Here is a 16,717-nt window from a genome sequence, read left to right as displayed (position 1 = left end):
TTCCTTAAGTTGTCAAAGTTTGGCGCGCAGCGTGACCATCACGTTGCGCGGGGTGCCGTAGACGTTGCCGAAGTTGGCCGGGCCGAACGCGCCGGCGGTGCCGAGCCGCGCGTAGTAGCGGCGGTCGAACAGGTTGTTGAGGTTCAGCGCCAGCGACCACGTCTTGTCGAAGCGGTAGCCCGCGCGCAGGTTGAACACCGCGTAGCCGCCCTGCTGCACGCGCACGCTGGGGTTGCCGCCCTGGCTGTAGGTGGCGCTCTGCAGGTCCATGCCGCCGCCCACGCTCCACGCGTTCCAGTCGCGCGGCAGCCGGTAGTTCGTGTACAGCCGCAGCAGGTGCTTCGGCGCGATGCTGCGGAACGGCTGGCCCTCGAAGGTGGCGTCCCTGAGGTACTTCGTCGTGTTGAACGTGTAGCCCGCGCTGACCTGCCAGCCCGGCAGCAGTTCTCCGGATACCTCGGTCTCGAAGCCCTCGCTGCGCACCTTGCCGTTGCTGGCGTAGCAGCAACTGTTGACGATGGTGGGCGTCACGGCGATGGCGCGGTTCGATTCGTCGGTGCGGAACGCCGCCAGCGACAGGTTCAGGCGCCCGTCGTAGTAGGCGCCCTTGACGCCGGCCTCGTAGTTGGCGCCCGTGACCGGCGGCAGGGCGTTGCCGTCCGTGTCGAGATAATTGCTCTGCACGCGGAAGATGTCGGCGTAGCTGGCGTAGGCCGACCAGTGCGGCGTGAGGTCGTAGACCAGGCCCGCGTACGGCGTGAAGCGGCCGCTCTGCCTGTAATCAGAGGTCGTGGCGCCGGTGAGCTGGTTGCGCGCGTTGGTCTGCCACCAGCTGACCCGGCCGCCGAGCAGCAGCGTCAGCGGGTCTGCCAGCTTCAGGCGGGTGGCGCCGTACAGGCCGTACTGCTTGGTGTCGGTGCGGGTGTTGCTGGTCCAGCGCGGCGCGCCGGGGTCGGCAATCGCCGCCGGGCTGAAATCGAACACGTTGACGGGCGTGCCGCCGAAGCCGGGCAACTGGCCGCCCTGCGCGTCGGCCTGGCGGTCGTACCAGCTGGCGCCGAACACCAGTTCGTGGCGCCGGCCGAACGCGCGGAACGCGCCGGTCACGTAGGCGTCGAGCGCGAGCTGCTTGTTGTCGTAGGCGTTGGCGCCGCCGGCCAGCCGCGGGCCGGCCAGCGTGGCACGGTTCACGGCGCCTGACACGTAGGCGTACTTGAGATCGCTGGTTTCGTGGTCGTGCACCGCGCTGAGCTTCAGTTGCCAGTCGCTGTTGAAGCGGTGCGTGATATCGGCGAAGACCTGCGTGGTCTGGAAGTCCCAGTAGGTCCACGGCGTGCTCAGGAACGTGCTGCGCGGCAGGCCGAGGTCGCCGCCGTCGCTGTAGCGGGGCAGGCCCATCATGGCCGGCCGCCAGTCGCGCTTCTGGTAGCCCACGCCGAGCGACGCGGTGGTACGGGGCGCGAGATCGGCTTCGAGAATGCCGTAGAGCGAAGTCTGCTGGCCGTTGGCGTAGTCGATGAACGCATGGCGGTCGTCGTAGGCGCCGGCCACGCGGGCCCGCACCGAACCGCTCTGGTTGAGCGGCGTGCTGTAGTCGAGCTCGGCGCGGTAGGCGTCCCACGAACCGGCGCTCAGTGCGCCCGAGAACTGCCGCGTGGCCGTGGGCCGCTTGCGCACCAGGTTGACCACGCCGCCGGGCTGGCCGGCGCCGTTGAACAGGCCACCCGCACCGCGCAGCACTTCCACGCGGTCGAACATGATCATGTCGGGCTGGCTCCACGACGCCCCGCCGGTCTGGATCGGCACCCCGTCGTACTGGAAGTACTCGACCGGAAAGCCACGGATGTAGAACGCGGGGATCACGGCGGTGCCGCTCAGGTCGGTGGTCACGCCGGGAACCTGCCGCAAGACCTCGTCGAGCGTGGTCAGGTTCTGGTCTTCCATGCGCTGCCGCGTGATGACCGAGATCGACTGGGGCGTCTCCTTGAGCGAGGCGGGCAGTTTGGAGCCGATCGTCGCGGTCTCGGTGGTGTAGGCGCCGGTGGCTTCCGAAGGCGGCTCGGCGGCCTGGCCCGTCACCGAGACGGTCGGGAGGATTGTTTCACTGCCGGCCGCGCCGGCCGGCGGCAGGGCGGCCAGCAGCGCAGCACCAACGGCCACCGCGCGCAGGCGGGCATGAGGAAACGGAGAAGACGGGAACGACCCGGTGGCGGCACGACGCGCAAGCATTGCTGAAACCCGTAATGAGAATTGATCTCAGCGGAGTCTAGGGATGCCGGCGTCTGGCCGCTTACGAAAAAAGCACGATCTCTTCAGCGATCGCCACGATCGCCACGATCGTCGCACCCGCCGCAGCCGGCGAACTGGCTCGGCGCAAAGCCGTAGCGCTTGCGGAACAGTGTGGAGAAGTGGGGGATGGCATAGCCGACGAAGGTCGCCACTTCCGAGACCGAGTAGGCCCGCGTGGCCAGCATCCGGTACGCCTCCTGCAGCCGGTGTTCCTGGATATAGGCGAACACGCTCAGTCCGAAGACCTGCCGGAAGCCGGCGGCCAGCTTGTTGACGTTGGTGCCGGCCTCGCGCGCCAGCGCGTGCAGCGTGAGCGGTTGCTGGTAGTGGGCCACGGCCATGTCGCGGGCGGTCCAGATGCGCTTGAGGTCGGCTTCGGACAGCCGGCCCTGCGGTGCGTCGTGGTGCAGCAGCGCGTCGGTGGCGATGGCAGCCAGTTCCAGCCCCTTGCCGGCCAGGTACACATCGCGCATGGCCCCCTGCAGCGGGCAGGCCAGCGCCTGGGTGGCGATGGCCTTCAGCGCCGGGGTCAGCGGCTGGTGCAGCACGATCACGTCGCCGGCATGCACGCGCCGGGCATGGCTCGCGGCCAGCCGGTCCAGCGGAAAGCCGTTGCGCTCGGCGCTGTCGGGATCGATCGCCACCTTGACGTACTGGCTCAGCGAATCGGCCTCGAAGCGGTCGCGTCCCTCGTGCTGCCCGGCGGCCAGCACCACATAGGCGCCCGGCTCGGCAATCTCGAACGGTGCCGACCCGTCGATGCGCCCGGTCAGCCTGCCGCTCAGCGTCACGATGACCTGCAGGCCCTGGAACACCGGAGAGGTCACCTCCATCGCCTGGCGGTGCTGGATCGAGCCGGCCGACATGGTCAGGTCGGTCGAAAACTGGCGGGTCCACGGCGTGGCGAACATGATGTCTGATTCACAGATGAGAATGATTCGCATTATACTGCGCTGTCTTCTTGTTCCGACAACCAGCCGTGCGCCGCCATGGATTCCATTTTTGTTCCGCCCGAGCAATGCCATGACTGGCACCTGCCCGACCTGCCGCCGTCGTTGTCGCTGTCGGGCGGCGCACTGCGGTTTGCGGCGCCCGCGAACACCACCGAGACCGTCGGACCGGGGCTGAAGCTGGTGGTGGTGCTGTCGGGCAAGCTCACCTACAAACTGCGCGACCAGCGGGAAGTGTCGGTCAGCGGACCGGCCTGGCACCTGAGCCTGACCGGCGAGCCGTTCACGGTGCGGCATCGTTTCGGGGCCGGACAGGCCCTCGAATACGTGGCGGTGCGCATGCCGCAGCAGGCGCTGGAACGCGATTTCGGCGTGGACGCGGGGTGGCTGGCCGCGCGCCTGCGCTGTCCGGCGGACCGCCACGGCGTGCAGGCCGACCAGCGCGCCGACCGCACGCTGCAGGCGCTGGGCCGGCAGATGCTGCTGTGCCCGATGCAGGGCAGCGCGCGCCGGCTGTTCCTGGCCGGCAAGGCGCTGGAACTGACCGCCACGGTAATCGCCAACCTCGAAGCCGAGCACCGGCGCACGCCGGCTGCGCCAGGGGTGCGCGAACTGCGGCAATTGCAGGCGGCGCGCGATGAACTGCTGGCTTCGCTCGAAAACCCCCCGACGCTGCCGGCGCTGGCGCGGTCCAGCGGACTCAACGTGGCCAAGCTGACCGAGGGCTTCCGGCAACTGTACGGCGGCAGTGTCTACGAGTTCGTGCGCGCCCAGCGGCTGGAGCGCGCCTACCGGCTGCTGGCGGCCGGCGATACCAGCGTGGCCGCCGCCGCGCAGGCCTGCGGCTACACCGACTCGCATTTCACCAAGGTCTTCCGCAGGCAGTTCGGCGTCAACCCGCGCGCGCTGCGCTGACCCGGCCGCGCCGGATTCATCCGCGATCGCCACGGATTCATCCGCGATCGCCAAAACCCGCGCGCCGCCAAATCCAGAATGGGCCTTCCACAACAGCACCATTCCGGGTCATGAGGTTCCAACCAGTTTCAATGCCGCGCCGGCGCGGCGCGGCCATTGCCACCGCCGCCCTGCTGGCGGCGCCCGCATGGGCGCAGGACGGCGAGGACGGTCGCGTCGACGCGCAGTTGCCAGCCGTGAAGGTCAGCGCCAGCGCCCCCGCGTCCGACCTCGCCGGCGCCAGCCTGAACCGCCTGACGCCCACGCTCAGGGAGACGCCGCAGTCGCTGACCGTGATCGACCAGCAGCGCATGGCGGCGCAGAACCTGCGCTCGCTCGACGATGTGATGCAACAGGCGCCCGGTGTGACCGTGCAGCCGTACCAGCAACTGACCACGGCTTACTACGTGCGCGGTTTCAAGGTCGACAGCTTCCAGCAGGATGGCGTACCGGTGCTGCTGGGCAGCACGGCCAGCCCGCCGCAGGACATGGCGATGTACGAGCGCGTGGAGATGCTGCGCGGCGCGTCGGGGCTGCTCGGCGGCACCGGCAATCCGGCCGCGACGGTCAACCTGGTGCCCAAGCGCCCGCAGCGCGCGTTTGCCGGCGAGGCCGCGCTGGCCGCCGGCAGCTGGAACCGCTACCGGGGCGAACTCGACCTCGGCGGCCCGCTCAACGCGTCGGGCTCGGTGCGCGCCCGCATGGTGGCCACCTACGACGACCGCGCGTTCTTCTACGATGTGGCCGACCAGCGCGCGGCCAATCTCTACGGCATCGCCGAGCTGGACCTCGCGCCCGGCACCACGGCCAGCCTGGGCCTGCAGCATCAGCGCATCCGCTCCACGCCGAACATGGCCGGCGTGCCGTTCTCGACCACCGGGCAGGACCTGGGGCTGCCGCGCTCGAAGTTTCTCGATACGGCCTGGGGCCGCTTCGACTGGGACACCACGCGCGTGACGGCGGGGCTGGAACACCATTTCGGCAATGGCTGGGAGGCCCGCGTGGCATTCAACCACCTGACGTCTTCGGCGGACATGCGGTACGCAGCCAGCAACGGCGCGGTGAATCCGGCCACCGGTGCCGGCCCGCGCCTGATGGGCGGCGCCTACCAGTTCGACAACGACCAGAACAGCGTGGACGCCTACGCCAAGGGCCAGTTCGGCCTGCTGGGCCGCCAGCATGACGCGATGGTCGGCCTGAACTTCCAGCAGACCGATGCGCGCCAGGCGGCGGCTTCGTTCGTGCCGCCGCTGGCGGTGCCGGTCAATGTCTGGGCCTGGAATCCGTACGGCGTGGCCGAGCCCGGCACCAGCGCGTTTGCCTCGCCGGGCAGCACCAGGACCACGCAGGGCGGGCTCTACGGCATGGTGCGGCTCAGCCTGACGGACCGTCTCAAGCTGCTGGCCGGGGCGCGCGTCACGCGCTGGAAGCAACGCGCGCCGACGTCCAGCGCCGATTTCGACGCCAGGGTCACGCCCTATGGCGGGCTGGTGTTCGACCTGACGCCGCAGTGGGCCGTCTATGCCAGCACCTCGCAGATCCTGCAGCCGCAGACGCAGCTGACCGCCAGCGGCGACACGCTGGCCCCGATCAAGGGCCGCAACGACGAGGCCGGCATCAAGGGCGAACTGGCCGACGGGCGGCTCAATGTCTCGGCGGCGCTGTTCCGCATCCGCCAGAGCAACCGCGCGATTGCCGATCCGGCCTACCCGTGCGCCGGCAGCGCCTGCTACTACATCGCCGATGGCGAAGTGGAGAGCCGGGGCTTCGAGACCGAGGTCAGCGGGCGGATCGGCGCCAGCCTGAATCTCAGCGCCAGCTACACGTTCAACACCACCGAGTACCTGCGCGACGCCACTGCACAGGGGCAGGCGTTCGCCAGCTTCGTGCCGCGCCACATCGCGCGGCTGTGGGCCGACTACATCCTGCCGTTCGACGAGGGCCGCTGGTCGGTGGGCGCGGGCGTGCAGGCCCAGAGCGCCTACACCGTGAAAACGGGCGGCGTCACGCTGCGCCAGGGCGGCTACGCGCTGCTGAACCTGCGCGCGGGGTACCGTTTCAGCCCGAAGACGTCGCTGGCACTCAATGTCGGCAACGTGTTCGACCGGCGCTACTACCAGTCGCTGTCCAGCCTGGCCTGGAACAACCGCTATGGCGAGCCGCTCAGCGCCATGCTGACGCTGCGCACCCGCTTCTGAACCCCGTGGAACCTCTCATGACCACCCAGGACACCACCCCGCGCCGGATCGAGGATTGCCTCGTCGCGCTCTTCCCCGATGCCCGCGTGACGCTGGCCCGCTACGCCGAGCGCGGCCGCCTGGACGCGGACTGGATCGCCGGCATCAAGGGCTTTACCGATGGCGGATCGGTCCACGCCAGCCACTGGGAGCGTCATCCGCGCGGCGAGGAGGTGCTGTGCCTGCTCGAAGGGCGGATCACCGTCACGCTCGGCGCGCCGGACAACGCGGAGCGCTCCGTGCCGCTGGAGCCGGGCCAGTTGATCGTGGTGCCGCGCGGCCACTGGCACCGGCTGGAAGTGCACGCGCCGGGCCGGCTGCTGTTCATCACGCCGAGCGTGGGCAGCGAGGTGCGACGCGTGGACAGCGGGCTCCCGGCGCCGGAGGCGTTCCGATGAACGCGGCGGACGTTTCAACGCAGTCCGCGCCGCCCATGGCGCCGCCACCCACGCCACACCTCTGGCTGCTGATCGCCTGTCTCTACGTGAGCCAGGGCGTGCCGTTCGGCGTGGCCATGGAGGCGCTGCCGGCCATCCTGCGGCGCGAGGGTGCGTCGCTCGCAAGCCTGGCGTTGCTGCCGCTGGTCGGGCTGCCCTGGGTCGTCAAGTTCCTGTGGGCCAGCCTGGTCGACAACCATCACATGGTCGCGCTCGGCCGGCGCCGCAGCTGGATCGTGCCGATGCAGGCCATCGTGCTGGCCTGCCTGATGGTGGCGGCGCTGCTCGGCGTGCGCGAGGCCGGCGTGCCGGTGCTCCTGGCGCTGATGGTGGCGGCCTCTCTCGCCAGCGCCACGCAGGACATCGCCACGGACGGCTTGACCGCCGAGCGATTCGGCCCGGCGCAACTGAGCCGGGCCAACGCGTTGCAGGTGGGCGGCACGATGGTGGGTTTTTTTGCTGGGGGCGCCGGGTGCCTGATGCTGAGCGGATGGCTCGGCACGCGGGGGGCCATCGCGGCGCTGACCCTGCCGGCGGCGGCAAGCCTGGCGCTGGCGATGGCGTGGCCCGAACCACGGCTGCCGGTACCGCAGGTGGCGCGTGCCGGGCGCGCGAGCCTGGCCGGCTTTGTGCGCCGCCGGGGCAGTGTCGCGTTGATGGCGGCGGCGCTGCTCTCCGCGCTGGCGGCGGTCAGCGGCTACGGGCTGTCGCGCCTGTTGCTGGTGGATGGCGGATGGCCGCTGGATCAGGTGGGGCGGCTGGGGATGGCCGGGGGCCTTGTGACCGTGCTGGTTGGCTGCGGGGGCGGTGCGTGGCTCGTGCAGCAGATTGGCGCGCGGCGCGTGTTCTGCCTCGGGCTGGCCTGTGCGGCCGGTGCTGCCGCAATCTGGTTGCTGCTGGCGCGGCAACTGCACGACCTGCCGCTGGCCGGGGTGATCGCCGCCACGCTGCTTGGGTCGTTTGGCGCCGGCAGTGCCTCGGTGGCCGTCATGACGCTGGCGATGCGCTTTGCCCGTGCTGGCACGCAGACGGCCACGGACGTGACCGTGATCCAGAGCACGCGCGATACGGGCGAAATGCTCGGCGGCGCGTCGCTGACGGCGCTGGCCGGCGCAGTCGGGTTTGCGGGCAGTTTCGGCATCGGGCTGGCCATCGCCGGTGTGGCGCTGCTGGGCGCCCGGTATCTGGCGCCCGGTACGCGCGAAAGCCCGCTATGAATGCAACACGGTTGCGTTAATAAGCCTCGGCCCGTACACTGCGAGTCCTTGTTCCGGACTGGCGAATGGCAATGCAGGCAATGCAGGCGACGGAGGTTCAGCAGGCGGATGCGGCGCCCCTGATGGCGCTCGACGGCATCCGCTTTGCCTGGCGGCGCGGTGCCACCCCGGTGCTCGCACTGGACCGCTTCCATATCGACGCCGGCGAGCGCATCTTCGTCTCGGGCGCCAGCGGCAGCGGCAAGAGCACGCTGCTGGCGCTGCTGGCCGGCATTCACCAGCCACAGGCCGGCACCGTGCGCTGGCGTGGCGCGTCTCTGGCCGGCTACTCCGGTGCGCGCCGTGACCGCTTCCGGGCCGACCACATCGGCATCGTCTTCCAGCAACTGAACCTCGTCCCCTACCTGAACGTGCTCGACAATGTGCTGCTGGCCTGCACGTTCTCGGCGGCCCGCACGCGTCGCGCGCGCGAGCAGGGCGCCTCGGTGGCTGAAGCGGCCGGCATGCTGCTGGGGCGGCTCGACCTTCCCGCGCCACTCTGGAAGCAGCCGGCCGGGCGGTTGTCGATCGGCCAGCAGCAGCGCGTGGCCGCGGCGCGGGCGCTGCTGGGCCGCCCCGAACTGGTGCTGGCCGACGAGCCCACCTCGGCGCTCGACGCGGCCCGGCAGGCCGGCTTCATGGACCTGCTGCAGCGCGAGTGCCACGCGGCCGGCGCCAGCCTGGTGTTCGTGAGCCATGACGCGCGGCTGGCCGAGGGCTTCGACCGGCGGGTCTCGATCGACAGCCCGACGGCGGAGGCCACGCCATGACGCTGGCCTCGATGGCGCTGCGCAGCGCCTGGAACCGGCGCTACACGCTGGTGTGGATGGTGCTGGCCGTGGCGCTGTCCACGGCGCTGCTGCTCGGCGTGGAGCGCGTGCGGTCCGAGGCGCGCAACGCGTTCGCGCAGTCGGTGTCGGGCGCCGACCTGATCGTGGGCGCCCGGACCAGCCCGATCCAGTTGCTGATGTATGCGGTGTTCCATGTCGGCGCGGTCCAGCACGACATGAGCTGGGCCAGCGTGCAGCGCCTGCGCGAGCATCCGCAGGTGGACTGGGTGATTCCGCTGTCGCTGGGTGATTCGATGCGCGGGTTTGCCGTGCTGGGCACCACCGCCGCCTATTACCAGCACTACCGTTACGGCGATGCGCGGCCGCTGGCGTTCGCGCAGGGCCAGGCCACGGACGGGCTGTTCGACGCCGTGCTCGGCGCCGACGTGGCGCGCGACCTTGGCTACCGCGTCGGCGACCGCATCACGCTGGCGCATGGCCATGGCGATGCCCATGACCACCACGAGGGGCACGGGCATGACGACGACGAGGCGCCCGCGCACGCCGACAAGCCGTTCACGGTTACCGGCATCCTCGCCCGCACCGGCACGCCGGTGGATCGCACCGTGCACGTCAGCCTGCAGGCCATCGAGGCGATCCACCTCGACTGGCAGGCCGGCGCGCCGATTCCCGGGCTGCACATCCCGCCGCAGTTCGTGCGCAAGTTCGACCTGTCGCCCAAGCACGTCACCGGCGCGCTGGTGGGCCTGAAACTGCGCTCGCGCGTGTTCGAAGTGCAGCGCGATATCGCCGCCGATCCACGGGAGCCGCTGATTGCGGTCATGCCGGGCGTGGTGCTGGACGAGCTGTGGGACGTGGTGGGGCAGGGCGAGAAGGCGCTGCTGGCCGTCTCCGCCATGGTGATGCTGGTGGGTCTGGCCGGGCTGGTGTCGACGATCCTGGCCGCGCTGTCGGAGCGGCGGCGCGAACTGGCCATCCTGCGTGCGGTGGGCGCACGGCCGCTCGACGTGCTGTGGCTGCTGGCGCTGGAAGGGATGATCGTGATGGTGCTTGGCATCGCCGGGGGCTACCTGCTGCTGACCGGCGCGGCGCTGGCGTTCGGCGACCTGACCGCCGCCTGGCTCGGCATCCCGCTCGGCGTGGCTGGCCCGCAGCGCGGCGAACTGGGCATGCTCGGCGCGATCCTGGGCGCGGGCGTGCTGGCCTCGCTGCTGCCGGCGTGGCGCGCCTATCGCATGAGCCTGGCTGACGGGCTGCTGCCCAACACCTGACAACCGCCATGAACCGACGCACCTTCCTCAGTCAAGCCACCGCCCTGCCGCTGGTGCCGCTGGTGCCTTCTTTCGCGCGGGCGGCCGATGGCTACCCCGGCCTGGCGTGGCCGGAACTGATCCCACCGGGCTGGGACCCCGGCAAGCCGCTCGAAGGGCTCAACCTCGACGAGCTGTCCGACGACGACCCACGTGCCCGGCAGGCGCTGGAACGGGCGCGCGCCTACTGGAAGCAGGCGCCGGTCAACCGCGCGGTGGAGGGCCGCCGGGTCACGCTGCGCGGCTTCGTGGTGCCAATGGCGGGCCAGATCACGGTGGTGCGCGAGTTCCTGCTGGTGGCGTACTACGGCGCGTGCATCCATACGCCGCCGCCCCCGGCCAACCAGGTCGTGCACGTGCGCATGGACGAGCCGATGATGCGCCGGCTGCGCGTGATGAACCGCGTGGCGGTCAGCGGGGTGCTGCGCGTGCAGTCGTTCTCGTCGGTGATGGGTGACGCCGGCTACGCCCTGCAAGGGGCATCGGTCGTCGTGCTCTGACGCCCGCTAGAACGGCTGCTTCACGGTCTCGACCACGGCGCCGCCCAGCTGGTAGCCGGCGTCGCCCATCATGGTCTGCGACGCCTTGACGCGCATCGTGCCGCTGACAGTCACCACATCCATCGTCCGGAACGCTCGCGAGGGCTGGCTGGCCACCACATGAACCACCTGGTTGGCCGGCGGCGGCGGCGTGTGGATGCACGCGCCGAAGTACGGCACCAGCAGGAACTCCCGGATTGCCTCGCCCTCGCCGTCGAGCGAGACCACATAGCCCGTCATCCGCGCCGCCCGGCCGTCGAGGGCCGGATTCATCGGCGCGTCCTGCCAGTAGGCGCGGGCTTCCTCCAGCGCGCGCTGGGCGCGGGGATCGTCGTCTTCGAGCGTGGCGATATCGAGGCCCTGGAACGGTTTCATCGGGTCCCAGTCCTTGGGGCGCAGCATTTCCCAGGCAACGGTCTCGATATTCGGCAGCGGGGCCAGCGTGGCCGAGGTGGCCGGCGCCGCCACTGGCTGCGGACGGGCCTTCTGCGCCGGCTTGCCAAGGAACGCCTGTCCGGCGGCCATCAGCGCCAGCACGCCGGCCGTGGCAAAGGCGGCAACGCGGACGGAGCGGGGCAGACGGCGGGGGGCGGGACGGCGAGGCATGGCAAGGCGGGACGGCGGGTGAGGGGGCATTCTAACGCGCCGGGCTTGCTGGAGCCTTTCGAAGCGACACCCGGAAAACTTTGCAACCATTGGCAACCGCCCGCATCACTCTGTATCCGGGCGCCCTCCAGACACACTACGATACAAAACCCGCATGGAAGGCCCCGGGACCGGCTGATATAACGCGATCTCGAACAAGAACAATGCCTGGCCTCCCCTCATGAACCTTCAGTCGTTCGCTTCCCCCGCCTTCTTCGAAAACCCCTACCCGCTGTACGAACAGATCCGCCAGGCCGGCCCGCTGCTGCCGCTGGGTCCCCATGCCTTCGTCACGGGGCGCCATGCCGTGGTGGATGCGCTGCTGCGTGACCGGCGCATGGGCAAGACCTACCTGCAGAGCGTGCAGGCGCGCTACGGCGAGGCGGCAACCCAGTTGCCGGTGTTCCAGGCGCTGAGCCGCACCTGCCTGATGATGAACCCGCCCCAGCACACGCGGCTGCGGGCGCTGTTGATGCAGGCCTTCAACCAGCGGCAGGTAGAGGCCATGCGCGAGATCGTGGCGTCTACCACGCAGCGGCTGCTGGACCGGATCGGGCCGCAGGCCGAGTTCGACCTCGTGGCCGATTTCGCGCTGCCGTTGCCGGTGGAGATCATCTGCCGCATGCTTGATATCCCGCTGGAGGACGGCGAGCGGCTGGGCGCGCACGCGGCGCGGCTGGCATCGGCGCTCGACCTGGCGCCGCTGGAGGCGGACCAGCTCAGGCTGGCCAACGAGTCGGCGCTGGTGCTGGAGGCCCATTTCCGTGACGTGGTGGCGCAGCGGCGCGCCCGGCCCGGCGATGACCTGATCTCGGCGCTGGTGGCGGCCGAGGAAGACGGTGCGACGCTGAGCGTCGACGAGATCGTCTCGAACGTGATCCTGCTGTTCGTGGCCGGGCACGAGACCACCTCGAACATGATCGGGAACGCGATGATCGCGCTGTTCCGCCACCCGGAGCAGATGCGCGCGCTGCGTGCCGATGCCTCGCTGGTGCGCAATGCGGTGGTCGAGTGCATGCGCCTGGACGGCGCGGTGCAGATGGTGGTGCGCACGGCCATGGAAGACGTGGAGGCGGCCGGCGTCAGCGTGCCGCGCGGCGGCATCGTGTTCATGCTGCTGGGCGCCGCCAATCGTGACCCCGAGGTGTTCCCCGAGCCCGACCGGCTCGATATCGAACGCGATGCCACGGCCGCGCTGGGCTTTGGCGGCGGCATCCATTACTGCCTCGGCACGCGGCTGGCGATGCTGGAGATCGAAGTGGCGATCCGGGGGCTGCTGGGGCGCTTTCCGGGCATCGCGCCCGTCGATCTGGACCAGCTTGCCTGGCACCGCCGCAACAACCTGCGCGGGGTAGAGGTGCTGAAGGTCCGCACGGCGGCCCGCTGAACGAGGCAACCGGAAAAGGAAAGGCAAAGGCGGCGGGCCGGACTTGCCGCCTCCCGCCGCCCTGGCATTGCCGTGCGATCCTATTCCTCGCCGTCGTCGTCCCGCTTCGTGCGGGACTGGCCCGGCACGGCGTTCCAGTCGCAGCGATGCGCGGCGCCGCCCAGCTCGGAGGCGAGCGCCGACAACGCCATGGCCACGAGCAGCAGCATCCGGCGCATTGTCATGGCCGCTCCTTAACGCTTGTCCACGTCGAGCACGGCCTGCGCGAAGGCGACCGGTGCCTCCTGCGGCAGGTTATGGCCGATGCCGCCCGTGATGTCGCGGTGCTCGTAGCGGCCCGTGAACTTGCTGGCGTAGGCGGCCGGCTTCGGGTGCGGGGCGCCGTTGGCATCGCCTTCCATCGTGATGGTGGGGATGCTGATGTCCGGCGACTTGGCCAGGCGGGCCTCCAGCGCGTTGAAGCGTGCCTCGCCCTTGGCCAGCCCCATGCGCCAGCGGTAGTTGTGGATCGTGATGGCGACCTGGTCGGGGTTGTCCAGGGCGGCGGCGCTGCGGTCGAACGTGGCGTTGTCGAACTCCCACTTCGGCGAGGCCAGCTTCCAGATCAGCCTGGCGAAGTCGTGCGTGTACTTGCCGTAGCCGATCTGGCCGCGCTCGGTGGCGAAGTAGAACTGGTACCACCACTGCAGTTCGGCCTCGGGCGGCAGCGGCTTGGCGCCGGCGGCCTGGCTGCCGATCAGGTAGCCGCTGACCGAGACCAGTCCACGGCAGCGGTCGGGCCAGATCGCGGCCATGATGTCGGCGGTGCGCGCGCCCCAGTCGAAACCGGCCACCACGGCGGTCTGGATCTTGAGCGCGTCCATCAGGTCGATCATGTCGGCGGCAATGGCGGCCTGCTCGCCGTTGCGCGGCGTCTTGGCCGACAGGAAGCGCGTGGAGCCGTAGCCGCGCAGGTAAGGGATGATCACGCGGTAACCGCGCTGGACCAGCAGCGGCGCCACGTCGACGAACGCGTGGATGTCGTACGGCCAGCCGTGCAGCAGCAGGGCCACCGGACCGTCGGCCGGGCCGACGTCGACATAGCCCACGTCGAGCACGCCTGCCTTGACCTGCTTGATGGTCTCGAAGCGGGTATGGGTGCCGGCGGGCGTGGCGGGCAGCGGCGCCGTCTTGACGATGCCGGAATCCGCATGGGCGGCTTCGGACAGGCCCAGTTGGGCGGCGGCCAGGGTGGCCGCTGCCGTACCGAAGAAACCGCGACGTGACAAGCTGAAGTTTTCCGACATGTTCCTCTCCTGTGTTGGGGTGACAACTGAAGAGGAGTCTAGGAAGCCGGCGCAGCGGGCATGTGTCTGCCGACCACGGGTTTTGTATCGCCGTGTGTCGCGCCGGCCGGCCTTGTACTCGCTGATACAAAAAGCCTGGCCCGCCGTCCGCCCTACAGCACCACGAACAGGAACCACAGCACCACCGGGGCGATCACGGTCACCGCCGCGCCGTACACGAGCAGCTTGCGGAAGAACGCCTGCCGGTCCACGTTCTGGGCATTGGCCAGCACCAGCGCGCCGTTGGTGGAGAACGGGCTGACATCGACGATGGTCGACGCCACGGCCATGGCGGCGATGAAGCCGATGGCGCTGACGTCCGAGCCCTGCTGCAGGAACGGCACCGCCAGCGGGATCAGCGAGCCGAGCACGGCCGTGGACGACGCGAAGGCGGATACCACCGCGCCCACGAAGCACAGCAGCAGCGCCGCCACCAGCGGGGACGTCAGCGCCGCCACGCTGTGGCCGACGAAATCGATCGTGCCCATCTTGTCCAGCACGCCCACGTAGGTGCTGACGCCCACGATCAGCATGATTTCCGGCCACGACACCTGGCCCAGCGCGCGCTTCTGCTGCTCCGGGGCGATCAGCGTCAGCACCACGGCGATCGTCAGCGACACGAAGCCGATATCGAGCTTCATGCCCAGCGTCAGTACGGCCAGCGCCACGAGGCCGAGCACGGTCAGGTACTGGTAGGGGCCGGCCGGCGTATCGGCGGCGGGCGTGCCGGCGTCGCCAAGCAGGGCGCCCGGTTCGCGCGCCATCGTCTTGCGCTCCTCGAAACCGGCCTCGGCCTCGGCGTCGCCGTAGATCTGGGCGCCCTGCGCGGGGATGGTGCGGGCGGCGAAGGGAGCGCTCATGGCCAGCACATCGCCGGCCGGGGCGGGTGCGGCCGCCAGGGCGGGGGCTGGCTTGCGCATCAGCCGCAGGCCGCCGAACGCCACGAACAGCCCGGCCGCCACGGCCAGGTTGACGCCGAAGCTGGCGAACGCGGTGGCCATCTCGTTGAGCGGCAGGCCGGCCTTCTGCACGATCTTGTTGGTGATGCCGCCGTAGATGCTGATGGGCGAGAAGCCGCCGCCCTGCGCGCCGTGGATCACCATCAGGCCCATCATCAGCGGGTTGATGCCATAGCGCGCGGCAAAGCCCAGCGCGATGGGCGCGATGATCGCCACCGCGGCGGGGCTGACCGCGCCCACGGCGGTCAGCACGGCGGCGATCAGGAACATGATCCACGGGATGGCCGCAATGCGTCCGCCCACGGCGCGCACCGCCAGCCTGACCAGCCAGTCGATGGTGCCGTTGTTCTGCGCCACCGCGAACAGGTAGGTGATGCCGACGAGGGTCAGGAACAGGTCGGCCGGGAAACCCAGCAGGATCGACTTGGCCGGCATGGCCGCCACCCACGAACCCACGATGAAGGCGCCCACGAACGCCAGCGCGCCCATGTTGACCGGAAGCACCGTGGCGATCACGAACATCAGCCCGAGCACGGAAATGGATATCAGGTGTTGCGACATGGCGAACTCCAACGCAGGCGGGCAGCGGGGCGCGCCTGACGGTAACAGCGGAAGGGAGGCCGGCGGCGGAAGGCCGCAGCGTGGAGATGCGCCGCTAGGGCGAGGGGAGGGAAAGGGGCATGGCTGTCTCCGGTCTGGCGGTGCCTCGCTCGGGCACCATCCGTTTGCTTGTGTGGAGACAATAGGGCGCGGCGTGCCGGGTATCAATTAAGGCCCGGCGGCGACCCTTACGGAAAGCGGAACGGACCGGCGAGGGCCGGTCCGCGCACGGCAATAGCGCAGACGGCTCAGTTGTGCGACTGGCCGGCGGCGTCCAGGATCAGGTTCGCCACTTCCTGCGGATGCGAGATCAGCGACACATGGCTCGACGGCAGCTCGATGGTGTGCGCCTGCATGCGCTTGGCCATGAAGCGTTCGAGGTCGGGATTGATCGTGCGGTCCTCGGTCGACACCGCGTACCACGTGGGCTTGTCGCGCCAGGCGGCCACCGTGGTTTTCGCCATCGTGATGGCCTTGCCCATCGGCTGCTGCACGGCGTAATAGGCCAGCGCCTCCCTGGGCGGCAGGTCGCCGGCGAAGTCGCTGACGAACGCCTGCTCGGACAGCTTGCCGTAGCCGTCGAACCACTGCAGGCCGGCGGAGGCTGGTGCGGCCGGGAACTTGCGCGTCAGCGCGGGATAATCTTCGCCGGCATCGGGTGCACGGGCGGCAATGTAGACCAGGCCCGAGACCTTGGGGTCGTCGCCGGCCTGCGTGATGACCATGCCGGCGTACGAGTGGCCGACCAGCACGGCCGGGCCGTCCTGCTGGGCCAGCGCGCGCTTGACGGCATCGACGTCGGCGTCCAGCGAGGTGGTGGGGTTCTGTACCGAGGTGACGTGCAGCCCCTTGGCCTGCAGCAGCGGGATGACCTTTTCCCAGCTCGACCCGTCGGCGTACAGGCCGTGGACGAGTACCACGTTCTTCACGGGCGTGGGGTGGGCCGGGGGCGGCGCGGCGTGGGCGGTGAGGCTGGCGGCGGCGGAGAGGGCGGCGATGGCGCTGAGCGCGACGCGCAGGGTGCGGGTGACTTGCATG

15 protein-coding genes are annotated in these 16,717 nt (G+C 70.0%); 8 read left to right on the top strand and 7 right to left on the bottom strand.

Translation table 11 applies throughout. The features are described from left to right. Positions 1 to 12: 12 nt before the first annotated feature. Positions 13 to 2,229, bottom strand: a complete 2,217-nt coding sequence (locus EV147_RS12965; protein WP_130391579.1) for a TonB-dependent siderophore receptor — start codon at positions 2,227 to 2,229, stop codon at positions 13 to 15. Between the two features lie 83 nt (positions 2,230 to 2,312). Then, positions 2,313 to 3,200, bottom strand: coding sequence for an AraC family transcriptional regulator (locus EV147_RS12960; RefSeq protein ID WP_157994683.1), 888 nt, complete (start codon positions 3,198 to 3,200; stop codon positions 2,313 to 2,315). Between the two features lie 78 nt (positions 3,201 to 3,278). Between EV147_RS12960 and EV147_RS12955 the strand changes: the two genes are divergently transcribed. The 7 genes from EV147_RS12955 to EV147_RS12925 all read left to right on the top strand — a co-directional run bounded on the left by EV147_RS12955 (position 3,279) and on the right by EV147_RS12925 (position 10,724). Continuing rightward, a complete protein-coding gene (locus EV147_RS12955) occupies positions 3,279 to 4,154 on the top strand; it encodes a helix-turn-helix transcriptional regulator (RefSeq protein ID WP_130391577.1) in 876 nt (291 codons plus the stop codon). A 110-nt stretch (positions 4,155 to 4,264) separates the two neighbouring features. Further along, entirely contained in the window at positions 4,265 to 6,391 is a 2,127-nt protein-coding gene (locus EV147_RS12950) for a TonB-dependent siderophore receptor (RefSeq protein ID WP_235844719.1), read from the top strand. 17 nt (positions 6,392 to 6,408) lie between these two features. Then, positions 6,409 to 6,828, top strand: coding sequence for a cupin domain-containing protein (locus EV147_RS12945; RefSeq protein ID WP_130391575.1), 420 nt, complete (start codon positions 6,409 to 6,411; stop codon positions 6,826 to 6,828). Positions 6,829 to 6,863: 35 nt separating this feature from the next. Next, positions 6,864 to 8,084 carry a RhtX/FptX family siderophore transporter gene (locus EV147_RS12940; protein ID WP_130391574.1) on the top strand — a complete coding sequence of 407 codons (1,221 nt, stop codon included), beginning with the start codon at positions 6,864 to 6,866 and terminating at the stop codon, positions 8,082 to 8,084. Between the two features lie 65 nt (positions 8,085 to 8,149). Next, positions 8,150 to 8,893 carry an ABC transporter ATP-binding protein gene (locus EV147_RS12935; protein ID WP_235844718.1) on the top strand — a complete coding sequence of 248 codons (744 nt, stop codon included), beginning with the start codon at positions 8,150 to 8,152 and terminating at the stop codon, positions 8,891 to 8,893. Beyond that, positions 8,890 to 10,185, top strand: a complete 1,296-nt coding sequence (locus tag EV147_RS12930; RefSeq protein WP_130391573.1) for an ABC transporter permease — start codon at positions 8,890 to 8,892, stop codon at positions 10,183 to 10,185. Before EV147_RS12935 ends, EV147_RS12930 begins: the two co-directional genes overlap by 4 nt. Positions 10,186 to 10,193: 8 nt before the next feature. Continuing rightward, positions 10,194 to 10,724 carry a DUF3299 domain-containing protein gene (locus tag EV147_RS12925; protein WP_130391572.1) on the top strand — a complete coding sequence of 177 codons (531 nt, stop codon included), beginning with the start codon at positions 10,194 to 10,196 and terminating at the stop codon, positions 10,722 to 10,724. A 6-nt stretch (positions 10,725 to 10,730) separates the two neighbouring features. Here the strand turns inward: EV147_RS12925 and EV147_RS12920 are convergent, their stop codons facing one another. Then, entirely contained in the window at positions 10,731 to 11,369 is a 639-nt protein-coding gene (locus EV147_RS12920) for a DUF3299 domain-containing protein (RefSeq protein ID WP_235844717.1), read from the bottom strand. Positions 11,370 to 11,589: 220 nt separating this feature from the next. Here EV147_RS12920 and EV147_RS12915 point away from each other — a divergent pair, with 220 nt between their 5' ends. Then, positions 11,590 to 12,795, top strand: a complete 1,206-nt coding sequence (locus EV147_RS12915) for a cytochrome P450 (RefSeq protein ID WP_130391571.1) — start codon at positions 11,590 to 11,592, stop codon at positions 12,793 to 12,795. 80 nt (positions 12,796 to 12,875) lie between these two features. Here the strand turns inward: EV147_RS12915 and EV147_RS12910 are convergent, their stop codons facing one another. The 4 genes from EV147_RS12910 to EV147_RS12895 all read right to left on the bottom strand — a co-directional run bounded on the left by EV147_RS12910 (position 12,876) and on the right by EV147_RS12895 (position 16,716). After that, positions 12,876 to 13,019, bottom strand: coding sequence for a MarR family transcriptional regulator (locus tag EV147_RS12910; RefSeq protein WP_235844716.1), 144 nt, complete (start codon positions 13,017 to 13,019; stop codon positions 12,876 to 12,878). A 9-nt stretch (positions 13,020 to 13,028) separates the two neighbouring features. Continuing rightward, positions 13,029 to 14,081, bottom strand: coding sequence for an alpha/beta fold hydrolase (locus EV147_RS12905; protein WP_130391570.1), 1,053 nt, complete (start codon positions 14,079 to 14,081; stop codon positions 13,029 to 13,031). 152 nt (positions 14,082 to 14,233) lie between these two features. Then, positions 14,234 to 15,640: an SLC13 family permease gene (locus EV147_RS12900; protein ID WP_130391569.1), complete on the bottom strand. Its 1,407-nt coding sequence runs from the start codon at positions 15,638 to 15,640 to the stop codon at positions 14,234 to 14,236. 287 nt (positions 15,641 to 15,927) lie between these two features. Continuing rightward, positions 15,928 to 16,716 carry an alpha/beta hydrolase gene (locus EV147_RS12895; RefSeq protein ID WP_130391568.1) on the bottom strand — a complete coding sequence of 263 codons (789 nt, stop codon included), beginning with the start codon at positions 16,714 to 16,716 and terminating at the stop codon, positions 15,928 to 15,930. Between the last annotated feature and the right edge of the window lies 1 nt (position 16,717).

This window comes from Cupriavidus agavae (genome assembly GCF_004217045.1).
GTDB classification, from domain to species: domain Bacteria; phylum Pseudomonadota; class Gammaproteobacteria; order Burkholderiales; family Burkholderiaceae; genus Cupriavidus; species Cupriavidus agavae.
This window is presented reverse-complemented; position numbering and strand designations above follow the sequence as displayed.